Source organism: Streptococcus sp. KHUD_015 (assembly GCF_051106265.1).
In the GTDB taxonomy this organism is placed as follows: Bacteria; Bacillota; Bacilli; order Lactobacillales; family Streptococcaceae; genus Streptococcus.
The window spans coordinates 1,336,542-1,358,848 of the sequence record NZ_CP193665.1 but is presented as its reverse complement, the minus strand read 5'-3'; the positions used below and the strand labels follow the sequence as shown (position 1 = coordinate 1,358,848).

The 22,307-nt window shown below is 39.9% G+C and carries 23 protein-coding genes and 1 pseudogene; 21 read left to right on the top strand and 3 right to left on the bottom strand.

Features of this window, described 5'->3' with window-relative positions; genetic code table 11:
• Window positions 1-242 precede the first annotated feature (242 nt).
• The 7 genes from ACORHU_RS06255 to ACORHU_RS06225 all read left to right on the top strand — a co-directional run bounded on the left by ACORHU_RS06255 (window position 243) and on the right by ACORHU_RS06225 (window position 7,790).
• On the top strand, window positions 243-1,448 hold the full coding sequence (locus tag ACORHU_RS06255; protein WP_434365161.1) for an efflux RND transporter periplasmic adaptor subunit: 1,206 nt from the start codon (window positions 243-245) through the stop codon (window positions 1,446-1,448).
• Complete coding sequence (locus ACORHU_RS06250; RefSeq protein ID WP_000811472.1) at window positions 1,432-2,133, top strand: ABC transporter ATP-binding protein; 702 nt, start codon at window positions 1,432-1,434, stop codon at window positions 2,131-2,133. Before ACORHU_RS06255 ends, ACORHU_RS06250 begins: the two co-directional genes overlap by 17 nt.
• A 1-nt stretch (window position 2,134) precedes the next feature.
• The gene (locus ACORHU_RS06245; RefSeq protein ID WP_001180404.1) at window positions 2,135-3,394 is read left to right on the top strand and encodes an ABC transporter permease; all 1,260 of its coding nucleotides are present in this window, start codon (window positions 2,135-2,137) and stop codon (window positions 3,392-3,394) included.
• A gap of 123 nt (window positions 3,395-3,517) precedes the next feature.
• The gene (gene metG, locus ACORHU_RS06240; RefSeq protein WP_434363937.1) at window positions 3,518-5,515 is read left to right on the top strand and encodes a methionine--tRNA ligase; all 1,998 of its coding nucleotides are present in this window, start codon (window positions 3,518-3,520) and stop codon (window positions 5,513-5,515) included.
• Window positions 5,516-5,649: 134 nt separating this feature from the next.
• Window positions 5,650-5,970, top strand: a complete 321-nt coding sequence (locus ACORHU_RS06235) for a PadR family transcriptional regulator (protein ID WP_061758999.1) — start codon at window positions 5,650-5,652, stop codon at window positions 5,968-5,970.
• A 3-nt stretch (window positions 5,971-5,973) separates the two neighbouring features.
• Window positions 5,974-6,789: a hypothetical protein gene (locus tag ACORHU_RS06230; RefSeq protein ID WP_434363936.1), complete on the top strand. Its 816-nt coding sequence runs from the start codon at window positions 5,974-5,976 to the stop codon at window positions 6,787-6,789.
• A 74-nt stretch (window positions 6,790-6,863) separates the two neighbouring features.
• Window positions 6,864-7,790: an aldo/keto reductase gene (locus ACORHU_RS06225; RefSeq protein ID WP_434363935.1), complete on the top strand. Its 927-nt coding sequence runs from the start codon at window positions 6,864-6,866 to the stop codon at window positions 7,788-7,790.
• A gap of 412 nt (window positions 7,791-8,202) precedes the next feature.
• Here the strand turns inward: ACORHU_RS06225 and trhA are convergent, their stop codons facing one another.
• Together trhA and ACORHU_RS06215 are read right to left on the bottom strand one after the other, a co-directional pair.
• Window positions 8,203-8,850, bottom strand: coding sequence for a PAQR family membrane homeostasis protein TrhA (gene trhA / locus ACORHU_RS06220; protein ID WP_153196308.1), 648 nt, complete (start codon window positions 8,848-8,850; stop codon window positions 8,203-8,205).
• Window positions 8,847-9,293, bottom strand: coding sequence for a DUF1836 domain-containing protein (locus ACORHU_RS06215; RefSeq protein ID WP_434363933.1), 447 nt, complete (start codon window positions 9,291-9,293; stop codon window positions 8,847-8,849). Before ACORHU_RS06215 ends, trhA begins: the two co-directional genes overlap by 4 nt.
• A gap of 134 nt (window positions 9,294-9,427) precedes the next feature.
• Between ACORHU_RS06215 and ACORHU_RS06210 the strand changes: the two genes are divergently transcribed.
• The 7 genes from ACORHU_RS06210 to trxB all read left to right on the top strand — a co-directional run bounded on the left by ACORHU_RS06210 (window position 9,428) and on the right by trxB (window position 13,782).
• Window positions 9,428-9,922 (top strand): GNAT family N-acetyltransferase, encoded by a 495-nt coding sequence (locus ACORHU_RS06210; RefSeq protein WP_434363932.1) that lies wholly within the window; start codon window positions 9,428-9,430, stop codon window positions 9,920-9,922.
• Window positions 9,922-10,440 (top strand): methylated-DNA--[protein]-cysteine S-methyltransferase, encoded by a 519-nt coding sequence (locus tag ACORHU_RS06205; RefSeq protein ID WP_001170338.1) that lies wholly within the window; start codon window positions 9,922-9,924, stop codon window positions 10,438-10,440. The genes ACORHU_RS06210 and ACORHU_RS06205 overlap by 1 nt, the downstream gene beginning before the upstream one ends.
• A 5-nt stretch (window positions 10,441-10,445) precedes the next feature.
• Window positions 10,446-10,802: an arsenate reductase family protein gene (locus ACORHU_RS06200; protein WP_000889092.1), complete on the top strand. Its 357-nt coding sequence runs from the start codon at window positions 10,446-10,448 to the stop codon at window positions 10,800-10,802.
• A 157-nt stretch (window positions 10,803-10,959) separates the two neighbouring features.
• A complete protein-coding gene (locus ACORHU_RS06195) occupies window positions 10,960-11,760 on the top strand; it encodes an amino acid ABC transporter permease (protein WP_001103447.1) in 801 nt (266 codons plus the stop codon).
• Window positions 11,760-12,503 (top strand): amino acid ABC transporter ATP-binding protein, encoded by a 744-nt coding sequence (locus ACORHU_RS06190; RefSeq protein WP_000590965.1) that lies wholly within the window; start codon window positions 11,760-11,762, stop codon window positions 12,501-12,503. The genes ACORHU_RS06195 and ACORHU_RS06190 overlap by 1 nt, the downstream gene beginning before the upstream one ends.
• Window positions 12,504-12,580: 77 nt before the next feature.
• The gene (locus tag ACORHU_RS06185; RefSeq protein WP_000926599.1) at window positions 12,581-12,805 is read left to right on the top strand and encodes a DUF4059 family protein; all 225 of its coding nucleotides are present in this window, start codon (window positions 12,581-12,583) and stop codon (window positions 12,803-12,805) included.
• A 65-nt stretch (window positions 12,806-12,870) separates the two neighbouring features.
• The gene (trxB, locus tag ACORHU_RS06180; RefSeq protein ID WP_434363927.1) at window positions 12,871-13,782 is read left to right on the top strand and encodes a thioredoxin-disulfide reductase; all 912 of its coding nucleotides are present in this window, start codon (window positions 12,871-12,873) and stop codon (window positions 13,780-13,782) included.
• A gap of 116 nt (window positions 13,783-13,898) precedes the next feature.
• Here the strand turns inward: trxB and ACORHU_RS06175 are convergent, their stop codons facing one another.
• Window positions 13,899-14,084, bottom strand: a complete 186-nt coding sequence (locus ACORHU_RS06175) for a hypothetical protein (protein WP_061759006.1) — start codon at window positions 14,082-14,084, stop codon at window positions 13,899-13,901.
• Between the two features lie 160 nt (window positions 14,085-14,244).
• Here ACORHU_RS06175 and rpiA point away from each other — a divergent pair, with 160 nt between their 5' ends.
• The 7 genes and pseudogenes from rpiA to ACORHU_RS06140 all read left to right on the top strand — a co-directional run bounded on the left by rpiA (window position 14,245) and on the right by ACORHU_RS06140 (window position 22,128).
• Window positions 14,245-14,928, top strand: coding sequence for a ribose-5-phosphate isomerase RpiA (rpiA, locus tag ACORHU_RS06170; RefSeq protein ID WP_061759007.1), 684 nt, complete (start codon window positions 14,245-14,247; stop codon window positions 14,926-14,928).
• A gap of 13 nt (window positions 14,929-14,941) precedes the next feature.
• On the top strand, window positions 14,942-16,153 hold the full coding sequence (locus ACORHU_RS06165; RefSeq protein ID WP_061759008.1) for a phosphopentomutase: 1,212 nt from the start codon (window positions 14,942-14,944) through the stop codon (window positions 16,151-16,153).
• A 1-nt stretch (window position 16,154) separates the two neighbouring features.
• Complete coding sequence (locus ACORHU_RS06160) at window positions 16,155-16,715, top strand: DUF1697 domain-containing protein (protein ID WP_061759009.1); 561 nt, start codon at window positions 16,155-16,157, stop codon at window positions 16,713-16,715.
• Window positions 16,712-17,521: a purine-nucleoside phosphorylase gene (locus ACORHU_RS06155; RefSeq protein WP_061759010.1), complete on the top strand. Its 810-nt coding sequence runs from the start codon at window positions 16,712-16,714 to the stop codon at window positions 17,519-17,521. The genes ACORHU_RS06160 and ACORHU_RS06155 overlap by 4 nt, the downstream gene beginning before the upstream one ends.
• Before the next feature lie 232 nt (window positions 17,522-17,753).
• On the top strand, window positions 17,754-20,486 hold the full coding sequence (locus ACORHU_RS06150) for a galactose-binding domain-containing protein (protein ID WP_263432388.1): 2,733 nt from the start codon (window positions 17,754-17,756) through the stop codon (window positions 20,484-20,486).
• A gap of 131 nt (window positions 20,487-20,617) precedes the next feature.
• Window positions 20,618-20,851: pseudogene (locus tag ACORHU_RS06145) on the top strand (purine-nucleoside phosphorylase); the annotation flags it as partial.
• A complete protein-coding gene (locus ACORHU_RS06140) occupies window positions 20,845-22,128 on the top strand; it encodes a chloride channel protein (protein ID WP_000910664.1) in 1,284 nt (427 codons plus the stop codon). The pseudogene ACORHU_RS06145 and the gene ACORHU_RS06140, both read left to right, overlap by 7 nt.
• Window positions 22,129-22,307: the final 179 nt, after the last annotated feature.

The following is a 22,307-nucleotide window of genomic DNA, read 5'->3' as shown; positions in this document are numbered from 1 at the left end:
TAGTCATATTCTATCTTTTTTTTTATCTGATTGCAAAAATCTGCTACGTTCAAAAAAATTAAAGAAAAGGCTTGCAAAAAAGAAAAATAAAGTGTATTATATAACTAGTACAATGATTGTAAAATAAATTCCGAACAATAATTAAATCCTGAAATGTCATTATTTCGTTATGAAATGTTATTGTTTCAAATTGATAATTTTTGTATAATATTGTTAAGAACTTTAAATCAAAAAGGAGTTTCATTATGAAAAAGAATGGTAAAGCTAAAAAGTGGCAATTGTATGCAGCAATCGGTGCTGCAAGTGTAGTTGTATTGGGTGCTGGAGGGATTTTACTCTTTAGACAACCATCTCAAACCGCTGTAAAAGATGAACCTACTCATCTTGTTGTTGCCAAGGAAGGAAGCGTGGCATCCTCTGTTTTATTGTCAGGGACAGTAACAGCAAAAAATGAACAATATGTTTATTTTGATGCTAGTAAGGGAGATTTAGATGAAATCCTTGTTTCTGTGGGTGATAAGGTCAGCGAAGGGCAGGCTTTAGTCAAGTACAGTAGTTCAGAAGCCCAGGCAGCCTATGATTCAGCTAGTCGAGCAGTAGCTAAGGCAGATCGTCATATCAACGAACTCAATCAAGCACGAAATGAAGCCGCTTCAGCTCCGGCTCCACAGTTACCAGTACCAGCAGGAGGCGAAGGAGCTGCAGCCCAAACTCCAGCTCCAGTCTCAGGAAATTCAGTTTCATCTATTGATGCACAACTAGGTGATGCTCGTGATGCTCGTGCAGATGCAGCAGCACAATTAAGTAAGGCTCAAAGTCAGTTGGATGCAATGACGGTTCTCAGCACTCTAGAAGGAACTGTGGTCGAAGTCAACCGTAATGTTTCTAAATCTCCAACTGGAGCTAGCCAGGTGGTAGTTCATGTCGTTAGCAATGAAAACTTGCAAGTTAAGGGTGAACTATCTGAATATAACCTTGCCAACTTATCTGTAGGTCAAGAAGTAACCTTTACTTCTAAAGTTTACCAAGATAAGAGCTGGACTGGTAAGCTTAGCTATATTTCTGACTACCCTAAAAACAATGGCGAAGCAACAAGTGCAGCTGCAGCAGCAGGTGGTAACTCTGGTTCTAAATATCCATATACCATCGATGTTACAAGTGAAATCGGTGACTTGAAACAAGGATTCTCAGTAAGTGTTGAGGTCAAGAATAAGAGTAAAGCCATTTTGGTTCCTCTAACAAGTGTTGTGACTGAAAATGATAAGAACTATGTCTGGGTACTTGACGAGCAGAAAAAGGCCAAGAAAGTGGAAGTTGGTTTGGGAAATGCTGATGCAGACAACCAAGAAATCACTTCAGGTCTGACAAATGGAGTCAAGGTCATCAGTAACCCAACGTCTTCTCTAGAGGAAGGAAAAGAGGTGAAGGCTGATGAAGCAACTAATTAGTTTAAAAAATATCTGCAGAAGTTACCGGAATGGTGACCAAGAACTGCAGGTTCTCAAAAATATCAACCTAGAAGTGAATGAGGGTGAATTTGTTGCCATCATGGGACCATCTGGTTCTGGTAAGTCCACTCTGATGAATACGATTGGCATGTTGGATACACCAACCAGTGGAGAGTATTATCTTGAAGGCCAAGAAGTGGCTGGACTGGGTGAAAAACAACTAGCCAAGGTTCGTAACCAACAAATCGGATTTGTCTTTCAGCAGTTCTTTCTTCTATCTAAACTCAATGCTTTACAAAATGTAGAATTGCCCTTGATTTACGCAGGAGTTTCGGCTTCAAAACGTCGCAAGTTAGCCGAGGAATATTTAGATAAGGTTGAATTGACCGAACGTAGTCACCATTTGCCTTCAGAATTATCTGGAGGTCAAAAGCAACGTGTGGCTATTGCGCGTGCCTTGGTAAACAATCCTTCTATCATCCTAGCGGACGAACCGACAGGAGCCTTGGATACCAAAACAGGTAACCAAATCATGCAATTATTAGTTGAACTGAATAATGAAGGAAAAACAATTATTATGGTAACACATGAGCCTGAAATCGCTGCTTATGCCAAACGCCAGATCGTCATTCGAGATGGAGTTATTTCGTCTGACAGTGCGCAGTTAGAAAAGGAGGAAAACTAAGATGCAGAATCTGAAATTTGCCTTTTCATCTATCATGGCACATAAGATGCGCTCTTTTCTCACAATGATTGGAATCATCATCGGTGTTTCATCAGTTGTTGTAATTATGGCTCTAGGTGATTCCATGTCTCGTCAAGTTAATAAAAACATGACCAAGTCACAGAAGAATATCCATGTCTTTTTCTCGCCTATCAAAAGTAAAGATGGTTCTTTTACACAAAAGCAATCAGCTTTGACAGTGTCTGGTAAAGAAGAGGATGTTCCTGTTGAACCACCAAAACCGCAAGAAGCTTGGGTCAAGGAGGCAGCAAAACTTAAGGGTGTGGACAGTTACTATGTAACCAACTCAACAAATACCACCCTATCCTATAAAGATAAAAAAGTGGAGCGCGCTAGCTTGACGGGTGGGAATATTACCTACATGAAGGCGGTTGAAAATGAAATTGTTGCAGGCCGAAGTCTCATAGCTCAGGATTATAAAGATGTGGCCAGTGTCATTTTACTAGACCAAGAACTTGCTAATAGTCTGTTTGGATCTGCTCAAGAAGCTGTTAACCAGGTTATAGATGTTGGTGGCTTTAGCTATCGTGTCATTGGTGTTTATACCAGCGATGAGGCCAAGACTGCCAAGACTTTTGGTATTGGTGGACTTCCGATTACGACTAATATCTCTCTTGCAAATAATTTCAATATGGATGAGATTTCTGATATTGTCTTCCGTGTTAATGATACCAGTTTGACACCAACTGTGGGACCAGAATTAGCTAGAAAATTGACCGAAATTGCTGGTATTCAGCAAGGGGAGTATCAGGTGGCAGATGCGACTGCAGCCTTCCAAGAAGTACAACAACTTTTTGGATTTATGACGACGGTTATTAGTGCCATCGCAGGAATTTCTCTCTTTGTTGGAGGGACTGGTGTTATGAACATCATGCTGGTTTCGGTGACAGAGCGTACTCGTGAGATTGGTCTCCGTAAGGCTTTGGGTGCGACACGTGCTAATATTTTAATCCAATTTTTGATTGAATCCATGATTTTGACCTTGTTAGGCGGAGTCATTGGTTTAACCATTGCGACAGGCTTAACCGCTATAGCGGGCATACTCTTGCAAGGATTGATTGCGGGTATAGAAGTAGGAGTGTCAATCCCGGTTGCCCTATTTAGTCTTGCAGTTTCGGCTAGCGTTGGTATGATTTTTGGAGTCTTGCCAGCCAACAAGGCATCTAAACTTGATCCAATTGAAGCCCTTCGATATGAGTAAGATCAACAAGATGGACACTTGTCTATCTTGTTTTTGTATGGATTTCTCTATCGAAAATCCTTAAAAATGTGATATAATGAAGTGTTAGAAAAACAGGTTTCATTTGCCTGGAAAGGAAAAATTATGTCTGAAAAGAATTTTTATATTACAACACCGATTTACTATCCATCTGGTAAACTTCATATCGGTTCTGCCTACACAACCATCGCTTGTGATGTCCTAGCGCGTTACAAACGCTTGATGGGCTACGATGTCTTTTATCTGACAGGTCTTGATGAGCATGGTCAGAAAATCCAGCAGAAAGCTGAAGAAGCTGGCATCACACCTCAAGCTTATGTTGATGGGATGGCAGTTGGAGTTAAAGAACTCTGGCAATTACTCGATATCTCATACGATAAATTTATCCGTACAACGGATGACTACCATGAAAAAGTTGTCGCACAGGTCTTTGAGCGCTTGCTTGCTCAAGATGATATCTATTTGGGTGAATACTCTGGTTGGTACTCAGTATCAGATGAGGAATTCTTTACAGAAAGCCAGCTCGCAGAAGTATTCCGTGATGAAGCTGGAAATGTAACTGGTGGTATTGCTCCATCAGGTCACGAGGTTGAATGGGTATCTGAAGAGTCATACTTCCTTCGTCTCAGCAAATACCAAGACCGCTTGGTCGAATTTTTCAAAGCTCATCCTGAATTTATCACTCCAGATGGTCGTCTGAATGAAATGCTTCGCAACTTTATCGAGCCAGGTTTAGAGGATTTGGCTGTTTCTCGTACAACCTTTACATGGGGCGTGCCAGTACCATCAAATCCTAAACACGTTGTCTATGTTTGGATTGATGCTCTTCTTAACTATGCGACAGCTCTTGGCTACGGTCAAGACGAACATGGTAACTTTGACAAGTTCTGGAATGGAACAGTCTTCCACATGGTAGGAAAAGATATCCTTCGATTCCACTCAATATACTGGCCAATCCTTCTTATGATGTTGGATATCAAATTGCCAGAACGTTTGATTGCCCACGGTTGGTTCGTCATGAAAGATGGCAAAATGTCTAAGTCTAAAGGGAATGTGGTTTACCCTGAAATGTTGGTAGAGCGTTATGGACTAGATCCACTTCGTTACTACCTCATGCGTAGCCTTCCAGTTGGTTCAGATGGAACTTTCACTCCTGAAGACTATGTCGGCCGTATCAACTATGAATTGGCCAATGACCTTGGAAATCTCCTCAACCGTACGGTTTCTATGATTAACAAGTACTTTGATGGACAAATTCCTGCCTATGAAGAAGGTGTAACAGAGTTTGACCATGCTCTTGCTCAAGTAGCTGCTGAATCAATTGCTGACTACCATACACATATGGATGCAGTTGACTATCCACGTGCACTTGAAGCAGTCTGGACCCTGATCTCTCGTACCAATAAATACATCGATGAGACCGCACCATGGGTCTTGGCTAAGGATGAAGCACTTCGTGACCAATTAGCAAGTGTCATGAGCCACTTGGCAGCCAGCCTTCGCGTCGTAGCACACTTGATTGAGCCATTTATGATGGAAACAAGTCGTGCAGTCTTGACTCAACTTGGCTTAGCAGAAGTTTCTAGTCTTGAAAACTTGAGTTTGGCTGATTTCCCTGCTGTTGTGACTGTAGTTGCCAAAGGAACACCAATCTTCCCACGTCTGGATATGGAAGAAGAAATCGCCTATATCAAGGAACAAATGGAAGGCAATAAACTAGCAGTCGAAAAAGAGTGGAACCCAGACGAAGTTGAACTCAAACTAAACAAGGAAGAAATCAAGTTTGAAGACTTTGACAAAGTCGAAATCCGTGTCGCAGAAGTCAAAGAAGTTTCTAAAGTAGAAGGTTCAGATAAGTTGCTTCAATTCCGCTTGGATGCTGGTGATGGTGAAGATCGTCAAATCCTCTCAGGAATTGCCAAATACTATCCAAACGAACAAGAATTGGTCGGCAAGAAAGTTCAAATTGTTGCTAACCTCAAACCTCGTAAAATGATGAAGAAATATGTCAGCCAAGGTATGATCCTATCAGCTGAACATGATGGAAAATTAACCCTTCTCACAGTTGATCCAGCTGTACCAAACGGAAGTGTGATTGGGTAAAAATAGACAGGACTAGTTTATGCTAGTTCTGTTTTTTTATTTTAACTATTATGCTTTACAAACTAGTGTGAAAGTGGTATATTATAGACGAAGCTACTAGTAGGTATTACAAAATAAGTTAGAAGGGAGAAGGGATGAAAGAAACTCAACTATTAAAAGGTGTTCTTGAAGGTTGTGTCTTGGATATGATTGGTCAAAAAGAGCGATATGGTTATGAGTTGGTTCAGACTTTGCGAGAGGCTGGATTTGATACTATAGTTCCAGGAACTATTTATCCTTTGTTGCAAAAGTTAGAAAAAAATCAATGGATAAGAGGCGACATGCGCCCGTCGCCAGACGGTCCAGATCGGAAGTATTTTTCGTTAACCAAAGAAGGAGAAGAGCGTGTCTCAGTCTTTTGGCAACAATGGGACGATTTGAGTCAAAAAGTTGAAGGGATTAAAAATGGGAGTTAAAGCATGAAGAAAATGAAGTATTATGAAGAAACAAGCGCTTTGCTGCATGAGTTTTCTGAGGAGAATCAGCAATATTTTAAGGAACTTTGGGAAAGTTTTAATCTTGCTGGATTTCTCTATGATGAGGACTATCTCAGAGAGCAGATCTATTTGATGATGTTAGATTTCTCAGAAGCAGAACGAGATGGTATGAGTGCAGAGGATTATCTAGGTAAGAATCCTAAAAAAATAATGAAAGAGATTCTCAAGGAAGCACCACGCAGTTCTATTAAAGAGTCCCTTTTGACCCCAATTCTGGTCCTAGCGGTATTACGTTATTATCAACTACTAAGTGATTTTTCTAAAGGTCCTCTCTTAACAGTCAATTTGCTAACTTTTTTAGGGCAACTTCTTCTTTTTCTGGTCGGATTTGCTCTTGTGGCCACAATCTTACGTTGGGGGCTAGTCCAAGATTCTCCTAAGATGAAAATTGGCACTTATATTGTTGTTGGAAGTCTTGTTCTGCTAGTCGTTCTAGGATATGTAGGAATGGGAAGTTTTATACAAGAAGGAGCCTTTTATCTTCCTGCTCCCTGGGATAGTTTCCTTGTCTTTACGCTTTCTCTAGTCATCAGTATTTGGAATTGGAAAGAAGCGGTCTTTCGTCCCTTTGTCAGTATGATTGTTGCCCACCTTATTGTAGGGTCTCTGCTCCGTTATTATGCGTGGATGGGCATTTCAAATGTTTTCCTTACAAAATTCATTCCTTTAGCTGTTCTCTTTATTGGTATCTTTCTCTTTTTCCGTGGGTTTAAAAAGATAACATGGAGTGAAATATAGTCAAAAAGCCGTTGCAAAGCGGTTTTTTGTTATAATGAAGGGAAGAATGTTAGAAATTTAAGGAGAAAAATTTGATGAGATACATAACTCTTGGTCAAGATGACAAAGAATTATCAGAAATTGTTCTCGGAATGATGAGAATAGAAGATAAGTCTGTAAAAGAAGTTGAAGAGCTTGTAGAAACAGCACTTTCTGTTGGAATCAATGCTTTTGACTTGGCTGATATATATGGTCGTGGTCGTTGTGAAGAACTGTTAGGTCTTGTCCTAAAAAATCGTCCAGATTTAAGAGAAAAGATGTGGATTCAGTCCAAATGTGGCATTCGCATTGAAGAATTTACCTATTTTGATTTTTCAAAAGAGTATATATTACAATCAGTTGATGGGATTTTAGAAAGATTGCAGGTTGATTATTTAGATAGCTTGCTCCTTCATCGACCAGATGCTTTGATGGAAGCTGAGCAAGTAGCAGAAGCCTTTGAAATTCTACAAAAATCAGGTAAGGTTCGAGATTTTGGAGTTTCTAATCAAAATCCTATGATGATGGAGTTGCTTAAAAAAGATGTCAAGCAGCCGTTAGCTGTTAATCAGCTACAATTGAGTGCGGCTTTTACTCCAGGATTCGAATCAGGTTTCCATGTCAATATGGAAGGTGACAAGGCAGCTTTGCGTGATGGTAGCGTCTTTGAATACTGCAAATTAAACGATATGGTTATTCAGGCCTGGTCAGTCTTGCAGTTCGGATATTTCAAAGGGAATTTTGTTGGAAATGAGAAGTTCCAACAACTAAACCAAGTCCTAAATCGACTAGCATTAAAATACAGTGTGAGCCCATCAGCTATTGCTATCGCTTGGGTGTTACGCTACCCAGCAAAAATGCAGGCAGTCGTAGGTACAACAAATCCTAAGCATTTGAGAGAAGCTAGCCAAGCGGCAAACTTTAGCTTAACAAGAAAAGAATGGTATGAAATTTACATCGCTGCAGGGAATGATTTACCTTAGGCAAAAATGCATTTAAAGAAATCACAGTCAAAAAAACGTTGCAAAACGGTTTTTTGTTATGTGACCATTTGTTTGTCTTGATTCGTTAGGTACGGTTCATTAACGAATGATTATGATTTAATACTCAATGAAAATCGAAAAGCAAACTAGGAAGCTAGCCGCAAGTTGCTCAAAACACTGTTTTGAGGCTGTAGATAAGACTGACGAAGTCAGTCACATATATACGGTAAGGCGACGCTGACGTGGTTTGAAGAGTATAACTATTCTGATTTACATACTAGTAGGGAAGCAGTATTCCATAATTGACGGCACGCTAGTAGGTACTATAAAATGGACTAGAGTACATTTTTGATTGGGTATAAAACATCATAGATAATAAAAATAGGTTAGGATTTTTTGTCCTAACCTATTTTTACATGAAATAAACAATGGCAATGTACTGGAGGGAAGATGCTGCTAGGATAAAGAGATGCCAAATCATGTGGAAATAAGGTTTTTTCTTGGCGTAAAATCCAGCTCCAACTGTATAACAGAGTCCGCCAGTGACCATGAGACTCCAGAAAATGGGTGTCATTTGACTGATAATGGCAGGAATGATAGCCAGAACCAACCAGCCCATAATCAGGTAAAGAGCAAGGCTAAATTTCTCATTGACTTGTTTAGCAAAGATTTTATAGAGGATTCCGAAAATGGTCGTTCCCCACTGGATGGCAATAATCAGATAGCCAAACCAGTTATTCATTAAGGTCAATACGACGGGCGTGTAAGAGCCAGCAATGGCAACGTAAATCATAGAATGGTCAATGATTCTCAAGACATATTTGTGGGTTGAACCATAGGCCATAGAGTGATAAATGGTGGATGATAGGAACATGAGAAAGAGACTGATAACGAAAATGGAAACGCCGATAGATGATAAAAATCCGTGTGTCTCATAACTATAGGTGGATGAAATGGGGAGTAAGATGAGCATGATGACTGCACCTACGGCATGGGTCACACTATTAGCAATCTCCTCTCCAAAACTGAGTTGTTTGCTGAGTTTAAGACTAGTGTTCATTGGATTACCTCCTCTTGAGTACGATGGATTAAGGCTAGAGTTTGATGATAGAGTTTAACGGTTTGGCAGCTGGTTTGGATAATGGGGTTAGCTGGGTCAATTCCTTGGTTCATGTAGTTCACAAAAGCATCGTAGAGTTGGTCTGAACTTGCTTGACTTTGGAGAGTATTAAGTGTCTGAGCTATTTCTTGAATAGAAAATACCGACTTGAGGGTTGTGATAGCAATCAAACGGGCAATCTGTTGGCGTTGGTATTTTTTCTTGTCAGGCTTTGTCAGGTAACCATGTTTGACATAGTTATTGACCATGGATGCTGTTAGCCCCTTATCTTTATCAGGAGAGATAGGGGCGCAGACCTGATTGACATAGAGCAAAACCTGGTCCAGATAGAGGTCAATATTTGGGATTTCTGCCCATTTAGGGTAGGAAAAGGTAGTTTTCATTTCCAACTCCTTTTTATCTAGTTTTGATAACTAGATTATAAAATAACAAAAACAGAAAGTCAAGTTTTAACTGCTTGTGAAAAGGCTTAAATTATGCTATGATGGGAGAAACTAGTCAGAAAAGAGGAGAAAAGATGGAGATTCGTTTAGCTTTTCCAAATGAGGTAGATGCCATCATGCAAGTGATGGAGGAAGCCAAGAAATGTTTAGCGGATGCTGGTAGTGATCAGTGGCAAAATGGTTATCCAAATGCTGATATTATTATTGAGGATATTATCTCAGGCCAAGCCTACGTAGCCTTGGAAGATGGAGAACTGCTAGCCTATGCTGCTGTGACCAAGAGTCCAGAGGCAGCCTATGAAGCCATTTATGAAGGAAACTGGCAAGCTGGAGAGTCAGAGTACCTAGTCTTTCACCGTATTGCTGTGGCAGCAGATGTCCAGGGACAGGGGGTTGCTCAGACTTTCCTAGAGGGCTTAATTGAAGGTTTTGACTATCTAGATTTTCGCTCAGATACGCATGCTGAAAACAAGGTTATGCAACATATTTTTGAAAAACTTGGTTTCAAACAGGTTGGAAAGGTGCCAGTTGATGGGGAACGCTTGGCCTATCAAAAATTGAAGAAATAATGCAAAAGAAGTACGCAAAAATGCTCTATTCTTCGCCAATTGGCTCCCTTTCTCTCGTAGCTGATGACCAGTATTTGTATGGCATTTGGGTGCAGGAGCAGAAGCATTTTGAGAGAGGGATAGGAGTTGAAACGATAGAAGTAGTTGTTAGTCATCCCATTTTAGACTCAGTTATTGCTTGCTTAGATGCTTACTTTAAAGGCAAGTCTCAGGATTTATCCAACTTGCCCTTGGCTCCAGTCGGAACGGATTTTGAAAAGCGAGTTTGGTCCTATTTACAGGAAATTCCTTATGGTCAGACAGTGACCTATGGGCAAATTGCTCAAGACCTGCAAGTGGCTTCTGCTCAAGCAATTGGTGGAGCAGTGGGACGCAATCCTTGGTCTATCCTAGTACCTTGTCACCGTGTGCTGGGAGCAGGTAAGCGTCTGACAGGTTATGCTGCAGGAGTGGAAAAGAAAGCTTGGCTCTTGGATCATGAAGTCGTAGATTTTAAAGATATAAATAATAGAAAGTGAAAGACATGTTAGAATTTATCGAATACCCAAAATGTTCAACTTGTAAAAAAGCAAAACAAGAATTAAACCAACTTGGTGTGGACTACAAAGCCGTCCATATCGTCGAAGAAACACCAAGCCAAGAAGTCATTTTAAACTGGTTAGAGACTTCAGGTTTCGAGTTGAAGCAATTTTTCAACACCAGTGGGATCAAATACCGTGAATTAGGACTGAAAGATAAGGTAGGAAGTCTGTCAAACCAAGAAGCGGCTGAGTTGCTAGCAAGCGATGGAATGTTGTTAAAACGGCCCATTTTAGTAGAAAATGGAACTGTTAAGCAAATCGGTTATCGAAAACCTTATGAAGAATTGGGATTGAAATAGTTTTTATCTATCTCTTTGATAGATAAAATATATAACCTCCCTGTTTCAAAGTATGATAAACTAGTAGGTAGACAAAGTCTGTATCTGACCGTAGCAAATAATTTCATTGACGGCAGAAGTATGGTAGAATGAATCATTATCAGGAGAGGATGTTTTTATGAATGTTACAACGATTTTAGCATCAGATTGGTATCAAAACTTGATGCAATTGATTCCGGATGGCAAGCTCTTTAGCCTACGTTCGGTCTTTGATGGGATTCCAAGAATTGTCCAACAACTTCCAACAACGATTATGTTGACAATTGGTGGTGCCCTTTTTGGCTTGGTTTTAGCACTTCTTTTTGCCATTGTGAAAATCAATCGTGTCAAGATTTTATATCCCTTGCAGGCTTTCTTTGTTAGTTTCTTAAAAGGGACACCGATTTTGGTGCAACTCATGCTGACCTACTACGGAATCCCTTTGGCTTTGAAAGCTCTCAATCAGCAATGGGGTACTGGTTTCAATATCAATGCGATTCCAGCGGCTGTTTTTGCGATTGTAGCCTTTGCCTTTAATGAGGCAGCTTATGCTAGTGAAACCATTCGTGCAGCCATTCTCTCAGTCAATCCTGGTGAGATTGAGGCGGCACGTAGTTTGGGTATGACCCGAGCGCAAGTTTATCGTCGAGTGATTATTCCAAATGCGGCAGTTGTGGCGACTCCAACCTTAATCAATTCCCTAATCGGATTGACCAAGGGAACTTCCCTAGCCTTTAGTGCGGGTGTTGTGGAAGTCTTTGCCCAAGCTCAGATTTTGGGTGGTGCCGATTACCGCTATTTTGAACGCTTTATTTCCGTTGCCCTTGTTTATTGGGTAGTCAATATCGGTATTGAAAGTCTTGGTCGTTTCATCGAGAGAAAAATGGCTATTTCTGCACCTGATACAGTGCAAACAGATGTGAAAGGAGACCTTCGTTAATGATTAAGATTTCGAATTTAAGCAAATCCTTTTCAGGACAGACTGTCTTGGATCATCTGGACTTGGATATTCAAAAAGGGGAAGTTGTAGCCTTGATTGGTTCTTCAGGAGCTGGAAAATCAACCTTTCTTCGCAGTCTCAATTATCTTGAAACACCTGACAGCGGTTCTATTCAGATTGATGATTTTTCAGTTGATTTTTCTAAAATCACTCAAGAAGAAATCCTTGCCCTACGTCGTAAGCTGTCTATGGTTTTCCAACAGTTTAATTTGTTTGAACGCCGCACAGCACTTGATAATGTGAAAGAAGGCTTGGTTGTTGTCAAGAAATTATCTGACCAAGAAGCGACTAAGATTGCCAAGGAAGAGTTGGCTAAGGTTGGGCTTTCTGACCGTGAGAATCATTACCCTCGTCATTTATCAGGTGGACAAAAGCAACGGGTTGCCCTAGCGCGTGCGCTTGCTATGAAACCAGATGTCTTGCTCTTAGACGAACCAACTTCAGCTCTTGACCCAGAATTGGTCGGTGAAGTAGAGAAGTCTATTGCAGATGCTGCTAAGTCAGGTCAAACCATGATTTTGGTCAGTCATGACATGTCCTTTGTAGCCCAAGTAGCTGATAAGATTCTCTTCTTAGATAAGGGGAAAATCATCGAGTCTGGAACACCGGATGAGATTATCCACCATCCTAAAGAAGAGCGGACAAAAGAATTCTTCGCTAGTTACAAACGGACTTATATTTGATATAATAGATAAAGAAAAACTCAGTTAGCTGGACTAGCTGAGTTTACTCTTTAAAAAAGATAGAAATGAGAGAAACCATGCTACTGCAACTATTTTCTTTATATTTCGAGAGTTTGATCTTGACCACCATCCTCGTCCTGATTTTTTTAGGGATTTGGATTGGACTGAGAGCCATGTCGGGAGTGGATAAGACAGCCAAGGCTCGCCAAGCCCATCTCTATGATATGATTATGATTGGAGTCTTGGTTGTTCCAGTATTATCCTTTGCGGTTATGAGTTTAATTCTTGTTTTCAAGGCATAATCCTTGCGTGATTGACAAGAAAGAGTTAGAATAAAGATAGTTACAACAAGAAAGAAGGAATCTATATGTACGATACTATTATTATCGGTGCTGGACCTGCAGGGATGACTGCGGCCTTATACGCTGCTCGAAGCAATCTGAAAGTAGCCTTGATTGAAGGCGGTCTGCCAGGTGGTCAGATGAATAATACCTCTGATATCGAAAATTACCCAGGATATGCTAATATTAGTGGGCCTGAATTGGCTGAAAAGATGTTTGAACCACTTGAAAATCTTGGTGTTGAGCACATTTATGGTTATGTTGAAAATGTAGAAGACCATGGTGATTTTAAGAAAGTGATTACTGATGACCAAACATATGAAACTCGTACCGTTATCGTAGCGACTGGTTCAAAACACCGTCCTTTGGGAGTGCCTGGAGAAGAAGAACTGAACAGTCGTGGTGTTTCTTACTGTGCCGTGTGTGATGGTGCTTTCTTCCGTGACCAAGATTTGTTGGTAGTTGGTGGTGGAGATTCAGCTGTTGAAGAAGCCCTCTTCTTGACTCGTTTTGCCAAGACTGTTACCATTGTTCACCGTCGTGATCAACTTCGCGCCCAAAAAGTTTTACAAGACCGAGCCTTTGCTAATGAAAAAGTCAGCTTTATCTGGGATTCTATAGTCAAGGAAATCAAGGGTGAAAACAGAGTAGAATCTGTCGTATTTGAAAATGTGAAAACAGGTCAAGTAACAGAACAAGCCTTCGGTGGTGTCTTTATCTATGTTGGCTTGGATCCTCTTAGCGATTTTGTTAAAGAATTGAATATTCAAGATCAGGCAGGTTGGATTGTGACAGATAACCACATGAAAACTGCAGTTGACGGTATCTTTGCAGTTGGAGATGTTCGCTTGAAAGACCTTCGTCAAGTGACAACAGCAGTTGGAGATGGGGCTATCGCTGGTCAAGAAGCTTACAAGTTTATTACAGAGCATAGTTAATCATAAAAACGCATAGTATCAGAGTTACAAAAATCTTGATACTATGCGTTTTACTGTGGGAAAATTTAGTTCATTTTTTGCTTAAATTCAATCCACTATATAAGCTTCTTATATCTTTAGAAAAATTCTTTAATCTTGCTAACGAGGCCATCTAGACCTTCAGAACCAGAAATCAACTGTTGAGCTTGAGAGAAGTATTCTCCAAGCTGTTCTTGATTTTCTGCAACAAATGTTTTTGCAGCTTCGAAATCTTTTGTTTCGATTAGTTCTTTTACTTGATTAAATAAATCTAATGGGTTCATCTTATTTCTCCTTTTCTATACTTAACTATTTAAGCATCTTTATGATAAAAAATCAATCCTAGCAAAATTTCTTTGAGAATGGATATCGTTTTCAATTTCCAGATGAAATAAAAGCCTTTACATGGTATAATAGAAGTAGCTCTTTAATGGAGGTGTTTGAGTGGAAAATCTGAAGAAAATGGCAGGTATCAAGGCTGCTGAGTTCGTGAGAGATGGAATGGTCGTCGGACTTGGGACAGGTTCGACTGCCTATTATTTTGTCGAAGAAATCGGTCGTCGTATCAAGGAAGAAGGGTTGCAGATTACAGCTGTAACGACTTCTAGTGTGACCAGTAAACAGGCTGAAGGGCTTAATATCCCACTCAAGTCTATTGACCAAGTAGACTTTGTTGATGTGACAGTTGACGGGGCGGATGAAGTGGATAGCCAGTTTAACGGAATCAAAGGCGGTGGTGGTGCCCTTCTCATGGAGAAGGTTGTAGCAATGCCCTCAAAAGAATACATTTGGGTGGTGGATGAAAGCAAGCTGGTCGAGAAACTGGGTGCTTTTAAATTGCCAGTAGAAGTGGTTCAGTATGGCGCAGAACAGATTTTTCGTCGTTTTGAGCGAGCTGGCTACAAACCAAGTTTCCGTGAAAAAGACGGCCAACGTTTTGTGACCGATATGAAGAATTTTATCATCGATCTTGCCTTGGATGTCATTGAAGATCCAATTGCTTTCGGACAAGAATTGGACCATGTCGTTGGTGTTGTAGAGCACGGTTTATTCAACAAAATGGTGGATAAGGTCATCGTTGCTGGACGAGATGGGGTTCAGATTTTAACTTCAAACAAAGGAAAATAGGAGGAGATACACTATGTCAAAATTTAATCGTATTCACTTGGTGGTATTGGATTCTGTAGGAATCGGAGCTGCACCAGATGCTAACAATTTTGTTAATGCAGGGGTTCCAGATGGAGCTTCTGATACACTGGGACACATTTCAAAAACAGTTGGTTTGAATGTCCCAAACATGGCTAAAATCGGTCTTGGAAATATTCCTCGCGAAACGCCTTTGAAGACTGTACCGGCGGAAAGCAATCCAACAGGATATGCAACAAAATTGGAAGAAGTATCTCTTGGTAAGGATACTATGACTGGACACTGGGAAATCATGGGACTCAACATTACTGAGCCCTTCGATACTTTCTGGAACGGATTCCCAGAAGAAATCCTGACAAAAATCGAAGAATTTTCAGGACGTAAGGTCATTCGTGAAGCCAACAAACCTTACTCAGGTACAGCTGTTATCGATGATTTTGGACCACGTCAAATGGAAACTGGAGAGTTGATTATCTATACTTCAGCTGACCCTGTTTTGCAAATTGCTGCCCACGAAGATATTATTCCTTTGGACGAATTGTACCGTATCTGTGAATACGCTCGTTCGATTACCCTTGAGCGCCCAGCCCTTCTAGGTCGTATCATTGCTCGCCCTTATGTAGGTGAACCAGGTAATTTCACTCGTACTGCAAACCGTCGTGACTTGGCGGTATCTCCATTTGCACCGACTGTTTTGGATAAATTGAATGAAGCTGGTATCGATACTTATGCTGTTGGAAAGATCAACGATATCTTTAACGGTGCGGGTATTAACCATGATATGGGCCACAACAAGTCAAACATCCATGGAATTGATACACTATTGAAGACCATGGGCCTTGCTGAGTTTGAAAGAGGATTCTCATTCACAAACTTGGTGGACTTCGATGCCCTTTACGGCCACCGTCGTAATTCTCATGGTTACCGTGATTGTTTGCATGAGTTTGATGAACGCTTACCTGAAATTATCGCAGCTATGAGAGAGAATGACCTTCTCTTGATTACTGCGGACCACGGGAACGACCCAACTTATGCAGGAACAGACCACACTCGTGAATATATTCCATTGTTGGCCTACAGCCCTGCCTTTAAAGGGAACGGTTTGCTACCAGTCGGACATTTTGCAGATATCTCAGCGACTATTGCAGATAACTTTGGTGTTGAAACTGCCATGATTGGGGAAAGTTTCTTAGATAAATTGGTATAAGATGACGCGATATGCTTTACTTGTTCGGGGCATTAATGTTGGTGGGAAGAATAAGGTCGTCATGGCGCAACTTCGTCAAGAACTGACAGAGTTGGGACTGGAAAAGGTTGAAACCTACATCAACAGTGGCAATATTTTCTTTACTTCGACAGACCCCAAAGCCCGATTGGTTGAAGAATTAGAGACTTTCTTTGCAGTCAATTATCCATTTATTCAAAGCTTTTCTTTGCTGAGTCAGGAAGACTATGAAGAAGAGCTGGAGAATCTGCCAGATTGGTGGACTAAAGGTCTGGCACGAAAAGATGTGCTCTTCTACACGGAGAGCTTAGATGTGGATCAAGTGATCGAGAAAGTGAACAGTTTGGAACTGGAAGATGAAGTCGTTCATTTTGGAAGACTTGGTATTTTCTGGGGAAAATACTGCGAAGAATCATACTACGAAACAGCCTATCACAAATACTTACTCAAGATGCCTTTCTACCGCCAAATCACCATTCGTAATGCTAAAACTTTTGACAAAATCGGTCAAATGCTAAAAAATAATAAAGGAGACACACAATGACATTTTTAGATAAAATCAATGAAACAGCTGCCTTCCTGAAAGACAAGGGAATCCAAGCACCTGAGTTCGGTCTAATCCTTGGATCAGGTCTGGGAGAACTTGCAGAAGAAATCGAAAATCCAGTTGTAGTAGACTATGCAGATATTCCCAACTGGGGCCGTTCGACAGTAGTCGGTCACGCTGGTAAATTGGTATATGGTGACCTTGCAGGTCGAAAAGTCTTGGCTCTTCAAGGTCGTTTCCATTTCTACGAAGGAAATCCTCTGGAAGTCGTGACTTTCCCAGTACGTGTCATGAAAGTTCTTGGATGTGAAGGTGTCATTGTAACCAATGCTGCTGGTGGTATTGGATTTGGCCCTGGTACCTTGATGGCTATCTCAGACCATATCAATATGACGGGGCAGAACCCATTGATGGGTGAAAACTTGGATGATTTTGGTCCACGTTTCCCTGATATGTCTAAAGCCTACACACCAAAATACCGTGCTACTGCCCATGAAGTGGCTAAAAAACTTGGTATCAAGCTTGATGAAGGGGTCTATATCGGTGTAACTGGTCCAACTTATGAAACACCAGCAGAAATTCGTGCCTATAAGACACTTGGAGCAGATGCAGTCGGTATGTCTACGGTTCCTGAAGTTATTGTGGCAGCCCACTCAGGTTTGAAAGTTCTTGGTATTTCATGTATCACTAACTTTGCGGCTGGTTTCCAAGAAGAACTTAATCACGAAGAAGTTGTAGAAGTGACTGAACGTGTTAAAGGTGATTTCAAAGGCTTACTTAAAGCAATTCTTGCTGAACTATGAGAAAAAAATAAGTAGGAAAGCATTTCGGTGAGTTGGAAGATGAATGAAATAATTAACTTCCATATAGAATTATGATATGAAAATTGAATGAGGTCCCCATACTTTTACAAACCTCATCAAATCCTTGTTAACCAAGTATAAAAATGAAACTGTGATGCTAAAGGAGATTAGCTGATTGGAGAGTATTGTTGGTAAAGAGGGTGAAAAAAATAAAAGAAAGATATATGAATAAATGAAAATTAATCAACGAATTATGCGTTTTGGTATAAAAAAACTAAGTATCGGAGTTGTGTCTGTTGCAGTTGGTTTTGCTTTTTTAGCACCGACAGGAATTTCTGCCAATGAAGGCAGTCCAGTTGTGAAAAACGAAACTCCTCTAGTAGTAAATGCAACGGATAGTCCGGCAAAACTAGACAGTACCGATAAAAAACAGGAAATATCTATTACAGAGGAGAAAACTACAGTTGCTCAATCAACTCTAGAGACAAAAGAAGTTGTTAAAACTCAGAAAGAAAAAGCAGGAGAAGAATTATATCAAAAAGAATCTGCTGTACCTCATGAGGAATTGAAGAAAGAGGAAATTCTAAAGGATGAGCCAAAAAATTCTCGACCAGTAACAGAGGCAGACTTTGTCAAAATTTCTAAAGGAGAGCTCCATGTAGAGAAGGATCTTGTCGATAATTCTTTATACGGTGGAAAATTTTTAGATCCTGATGGAGATGATGATCATGATGGAATAAAAAATAAGGATGAATTGTATGTTTACAATAAAGATGGGAAAGACTACTTAGGATACCATAGCCATCCTTTACTAGCAGATAGTGATGGAGATGGACTAGAGGACGGGGAAGATGATAATAAGAAACAATGGTATGTCACAGATCGTGATTCCCTCCTTTTTATGGAGTTGGCTTATCGTGATGATGCTTACATTGACAAAATTCTAGATCATAAAAATCCTTTTCCAAGTCTTTATCTTGATCGTCAAGAATATAAAATGATGCACAATGAACTGGCACCATTTTGGAAGATGAAAAAGGCTTATCATACAGCAAGTGGCTTGGATGCTTTCTTATTTGAGACCAAGAGCGATCTCCCTTATCTCAAAGATGGAACGGTGCATATGTTGGCTATACGTGGAACAAGACTGAATGATGCGAAAGATTTAAGTACAGATTTTGTTTTGTTTGGAGGAAATAAACCTGCACAAGCGGATGATATCCGTAATGTTGTAAAAGAACTGGCGCAGGATTCTAGCATTACCAATCTGTATATGACGGGTCATTCGCTAGGAGGCTACTTAGCTCAAATAGCAGCAGTTGAAGCTTATCAGAAATATCCTACTTTTTATAGTAATGTTTTGAAAAAAGTTACGACATTTAGCGCTCCTAAAGTAATTACTTCTCGAACTATTTGGAATGCAAAAAATGGTTTCTGGGATGTAGGGTTAGAAAGTCGTAAGTTAGCTCTATCTGGTAAAATAAAACATTATGTGGTCGATAATGATAATGTTGTGACATCATTGATTCGTAATGATAATGATATTGTAACTTTTACAGGTAACTCTAGTTTCAAACACCGTTCGCGTGGTTATTTTGAAAGTAGAATGAATGCTATCCCGAATTTTAATATTGGAAAACGTGATACGCTTGATAAACAGGGATATCGTGATCAAAAATTGGACAAAGTTTATTTCTTTAAGAAACAACAAGTCCCTCTGTCATCTAGTCAACCAAGCGCTGAACCTCTTGAAAATATAGCTCTAGGGAAACGAGTAACTCAAAGTTCGACAGCTTTTGGAGGAGATGCTAGAAGAGCAGTTGATGGGAAATTAGATGGAAATTACGGACATAATTCTGTCACTCATACAGATTTTCAATCAAAACCTTGGTGGCAAGTTGATTTAGACAAGGAAGAAACGATTCGTCAAATCAATATTTATAATCGAACAGATACTGCTCAGGATAGGCTTACCAATTTTAATGTGATTCTTTTGGATAGTTCTGGGAAAGAAATTGAAAGAAAGCGTATTGCATACTTACGAGATAGTTCCGCTCAGATTTCGATTGATTATAAGAAAGCTCGTTTTGTACGCATTGAGTTAGATGGATATAATGCTCTCAGTCTTGCAGAAGTCCAAGTGTATCGTGCTGAGAATATCGCTTGGAAAAAACAAGCTCAGCAAAGTTCTACTGATTTTGGTGGAGATGCTAGTCGTGCCTTGGATGGCGATACCAATAGTAGTTATAGCCAGCAATCAATTACCCATACAAAATTTGAAAACCAACCTTGGTGGGAAGTTGATTTAGGTCGTACAGAACAGGTAGGACTTGTTCGCCTTCATAACCGTGGGGATGGAGAACTTTCTAAACGTCTGTCAGACTTTGATGTGATTTTATATGATGAAAAAGGGACAGAAGTTGCTAGACAATATGTTTCTCGCTTAGAAGGAAGCAGTTTAGATCTCCAGTTGAATGGTAAACTAGGCCGCCGTGTTCGCATTCAATTGCGTCAAAAAAATCAAGCTCTCAGCCTTGCAGAAGTAGAAGTTTTTCGATTTGTAGCTAAAAATAATGTAACTACTCAAGCTTCTAAGCCTGTACAATTGTTAAACTACACTCCTGTAAAAGATAAGACCCTAACTATTCAACATAGTGGTGCTTATATTGCACGTTATTCAATATCGTGGGAAGAAGTTACAGTAGATAAAAATGGTCAATCAGTTGTCCGAAGTCGTTCTTGGGAAGAGAATGGGCGCAATCAGACCGCAGGTTCTATCCTCAATCTCCCAATTAAGTCTAATATGCGCAATCTTCGAATTAAGATCGAAAAGAGAACAGGTCTTATCTGGAATAGATGGCAAACAATCTATGACAACAGACCTATTCTTGCCCAACCACATCGAAAAATTACTCACTGGGGAACAACATTGAATTCTAAGGTGAGTGATGATGATGTCTTGTAATCTGATGGTACAATGACAGTTAGTTTGTCTAGTTTATAAGAAAGCACTAGCTGATCTTGAACAGAACTCAGCTAGTTCTCTGAGAGAGAACAAAAATTAAACAGAAAGGTAGAGCGCGTGTTCAGATTTGAACACGAGTAGCAATTCGTACCTATAAGATGCTTGGAACAGATGTGGTTGGAATGTCAACTGCTCCTGAAGTTATTATTGTAGCCTACTCAGGTTTGAAACTTCTAGGAATTTTATTTATTACTAACTATACTACTAGTTTCAAAGAAGAGCTTAACCACGAAGAGGTTATAGAAGTGACTGAGTGTGTTAAAGGCTTACTTAAAGCCGTTTTTGCTGAATTATTACTATGTTAAAAGAATTGAGGAGTATTTTTCAGAAAATCCCTTATAATCTTAAATTATTCCTAGCAGTCATTTTGCAAGGAATAGTTTCAGGTTTATCTGGTATTTTTCTACATTATCTTTTAAAGGTGATAGAGGAGATAGCTTTTGGTTTTTCAGAACATCAAACTGTATTCTTGACAGACGGAGTTTCCTCGTTGCGGATAGGATTAAGTTTAATAATCGTGGGTGTCAGCTCATCCGTGGTATGGTATTTCTTGCAAAAAAAATCACAGATTTTTTCCATTAAAGCACAGATGAAAGATGAGACTGCACAATACAAACTTCATTTTTTAAAACAGCTATTTCATTCAATTTGGCAAATTATTGCAGTTGGAGGGGGAGCACCTATTGGTAAAGAAGCTGCGCCACGAGAGATTGGGACTCTATTTGCAGGACCAATTGGAAAAATATGTTCTCTCTCTAAGAAGGATCAAATATTTCTCCTTGCTTGTGGTGCTGGTGCTGGTTTAGCAGCTGTCTATCAGGTTCCATTAACAAGTGTCTTCTTTGTTTTTGAAACTCTAGGAATTGCTCTATCTATTAAACGAGTTGTCTTAGTCTGTTTGACTACCTATGTATCAACCTATACAGCAGGCTTGGTTATTTCAGATCATGCTCTCTACCAGATTCCAGCTATCGCATGGTCATTAAAGGAAATGTGGATTATTCCCTTATTACTTCTTTTCTTAACTCCACTAGCTTGGCTTTTTGGTCGCTTGAGTAAAGAAGTGTCTTCAAACAGGATAAAAGATAAACGAGTACTTCTTACATTGCCTACAGCTTTTCTTTTTCTTGCTGGGTTGGCAAGTTATTTTCCACATCTACTTGGAAATGGACGTATGATGGCTCAGGAAGTATTGAATGGTAGCAACGGCAAAACAGTATTCCTCTTGTTTATCCTAAAAGCACTGGTCGTTCTTATTACTCTGTGGGCAGGGGCCTATGGTGGTACACTTACGCCATCTTTTGCCTTGGGGATGGCTGGATCTGCTCTCTTTGGAATGATTCTAGGTGGGGATAGTCAGCCAAGTATTTTGCTTTTGGGATCGGTTTGCTTTTTGTCTGTGACCTTGAGGGCTCCCTGGTCTGCAACTGGATTAGTAATAGGCTTCACTGGGCTAGGTTTGGATTCTCTTCCGTATCTCTTAATAACAGCTGTTTTAGCTTATGAATTTGCAAAAATATTAGACCGTTTTTCTTGGACTAACATACTGTGTCAGAAGTCAAAGAATGGAGTAATAAGATAGAGAACGACCGTTTCTTCTAATCAAAGATTTATCTTAAAAGATTAAAAACTATTGTCAATTTATCAATAACTGTTTAAAAAATGTAGTAGGCTTATCGGAGTCATGATTGAATCCGATTTTTCCTAGCTATGAAATATAAAAATAAAAAAAGAAAGGTAGAGCTAGATGTTCTGATTTGA

Bases quoted from the DNA above. Each gene is read 5' to 3' on its own strand.
- ACORHU_RS06185 (WP_000926599.1), top strand. From the start codon at position 12,581: ATGCTACTGCAACTATTTTCTTTATATTTCGAGAGTTTGATCTTGACC.
- ACORHU_RS06215 (WP_434363933.1), bottom strand. From the start codon at position 9,293: ATGAAAACTACCTTTTCCTACCCTAAATGGGCAGAAATCCCAAATATT.
- ACORHU_RS06200 (WP_000889092.1), top strand. From the start codon at position 10,446: ATGTTAGAATTTATCGAATACCCAAAATGTTCAACTTGTAAAAAAGCA.
- ACORHU_RS06230 (WP_434363936.1), top strand. From the start codon at position 5,974: ATGAAGAAAATGAAGTATTATGAAGAAACAAGCGCTTTGCTGCATGAG.
- ACORHU_RS06175 (WP_061759006.1), bottom strand. From the start codon at position 14,084: ATGAACCCATTAGATTTATTTAATCAAGTAAAAGAACTAATCGAAACA.
- ACORHU_RS06155 (WP_061759010.1), top strand. From the start codon at position 16,712: ATGACATTTTTAGATAAAATCAATGAAACAGCTGCCTTCCTGAAAGAC.
- ACORHU_RS06140 (WP_000910664.1), top strand. From the start codon at position 20,845: ATGTTAAAAGAATTGAGGAGTATTTTTCAGAAAATCCCTTATAATCTT.
- ACORHU_RS06205 (WP_001170338.1), top strand. From the start codon at position 9,922: ATGCAAAAGAAGTACGCAAAAATGCTCTATTCTTCGCCAATTGGCTCC.
- ACORHU_RS06250 (WP_000811472.1), top strand. From the start codon at position 1,432: ATGAAGCAACTAATTAGTTTAAAAAATATCTGCAGAAGTTACCGGAAT.
- ACORHU_RS06210 (WP_434363932.1), top strand. From the start codon at position 9,428: ATGGAGATTCGTTTAGCTTTTCCAAATGAGGTAGATGCCATCATGCAA.
- trhA (WP_153196308.1), bottom strand. From the start codon at position 8,850: ATGAACACTAGTCTTAAACTCAGCAAACAACTCAGTTTTGGAGAGGAG.
- ACORHU_RS06165 (WP_061759008.1), top strand. From the start codon at position 14,942: ATGTCAAAATTTAATCGTATTCACTTGGTGGTATTGGATTCTGTAGGA.
- ACORHU_RS06245 (WP_001180404.1), top strand. From the start codon at position 2,135: ATGCAGAATCTGAAATTTGCCTTTTCATCTATCATGGCACATAAGATG.
- metG (WP_434363937.1), top strand. From the start codon at position 3,518: ATGTCTGAAAAGAATTTTTATATTACAACACCGATTTACTATCCATCT.
- ACORHU_RS06160 (WP_061759009.1), top strand. From the start codon at position 16,155: ATGACGCGATATGCTTTACTTGTTCGGGGCATTAATGTTGGTGGGAAG.
- ACORHU_RS06150 (WP_263432388.1), top strand. From the start codon at position 17,754: ATGAAAATTAATCAACGAATTATGCGTTTTGGTATAAAAAAACTAAGT.
- ACORHU_RS06190 (WP_000590965.1), top strand. From the start codon at position 11,760: ATGATTAAGATTTCGAATTTAAGCAAATCCTTTTCAGGACAGACTGTC.
- ACORHU_RS06235 (WP_061758999.1), top strand. From the start codon at position 5,650: ATGAAAGAAACTCAACTATTAAAAGGTGTTCTTGAAGGTTGTGTCTTG.
- trxB (WP_434363927.1), top strand. From the start codon at position 12,871: ATGTACGATACTATTATTATCGGTGCTGGACCTGCAGGGATGACTGCG.
- ACORHU_RS06225 (WP_434363935.1), top strand. From the start codon at position 6,864: ATGAGATACATAACTCTTGGTCAAGATGACAAAGAATTATCAGAAATT.
- ACORHU_RS06195 (WP_001103447.1), top strand. From the start codon at position 10,960: ATGAATGTTACAACGATTTTAGCATCAGATTGGTATCAAAACTTGATG.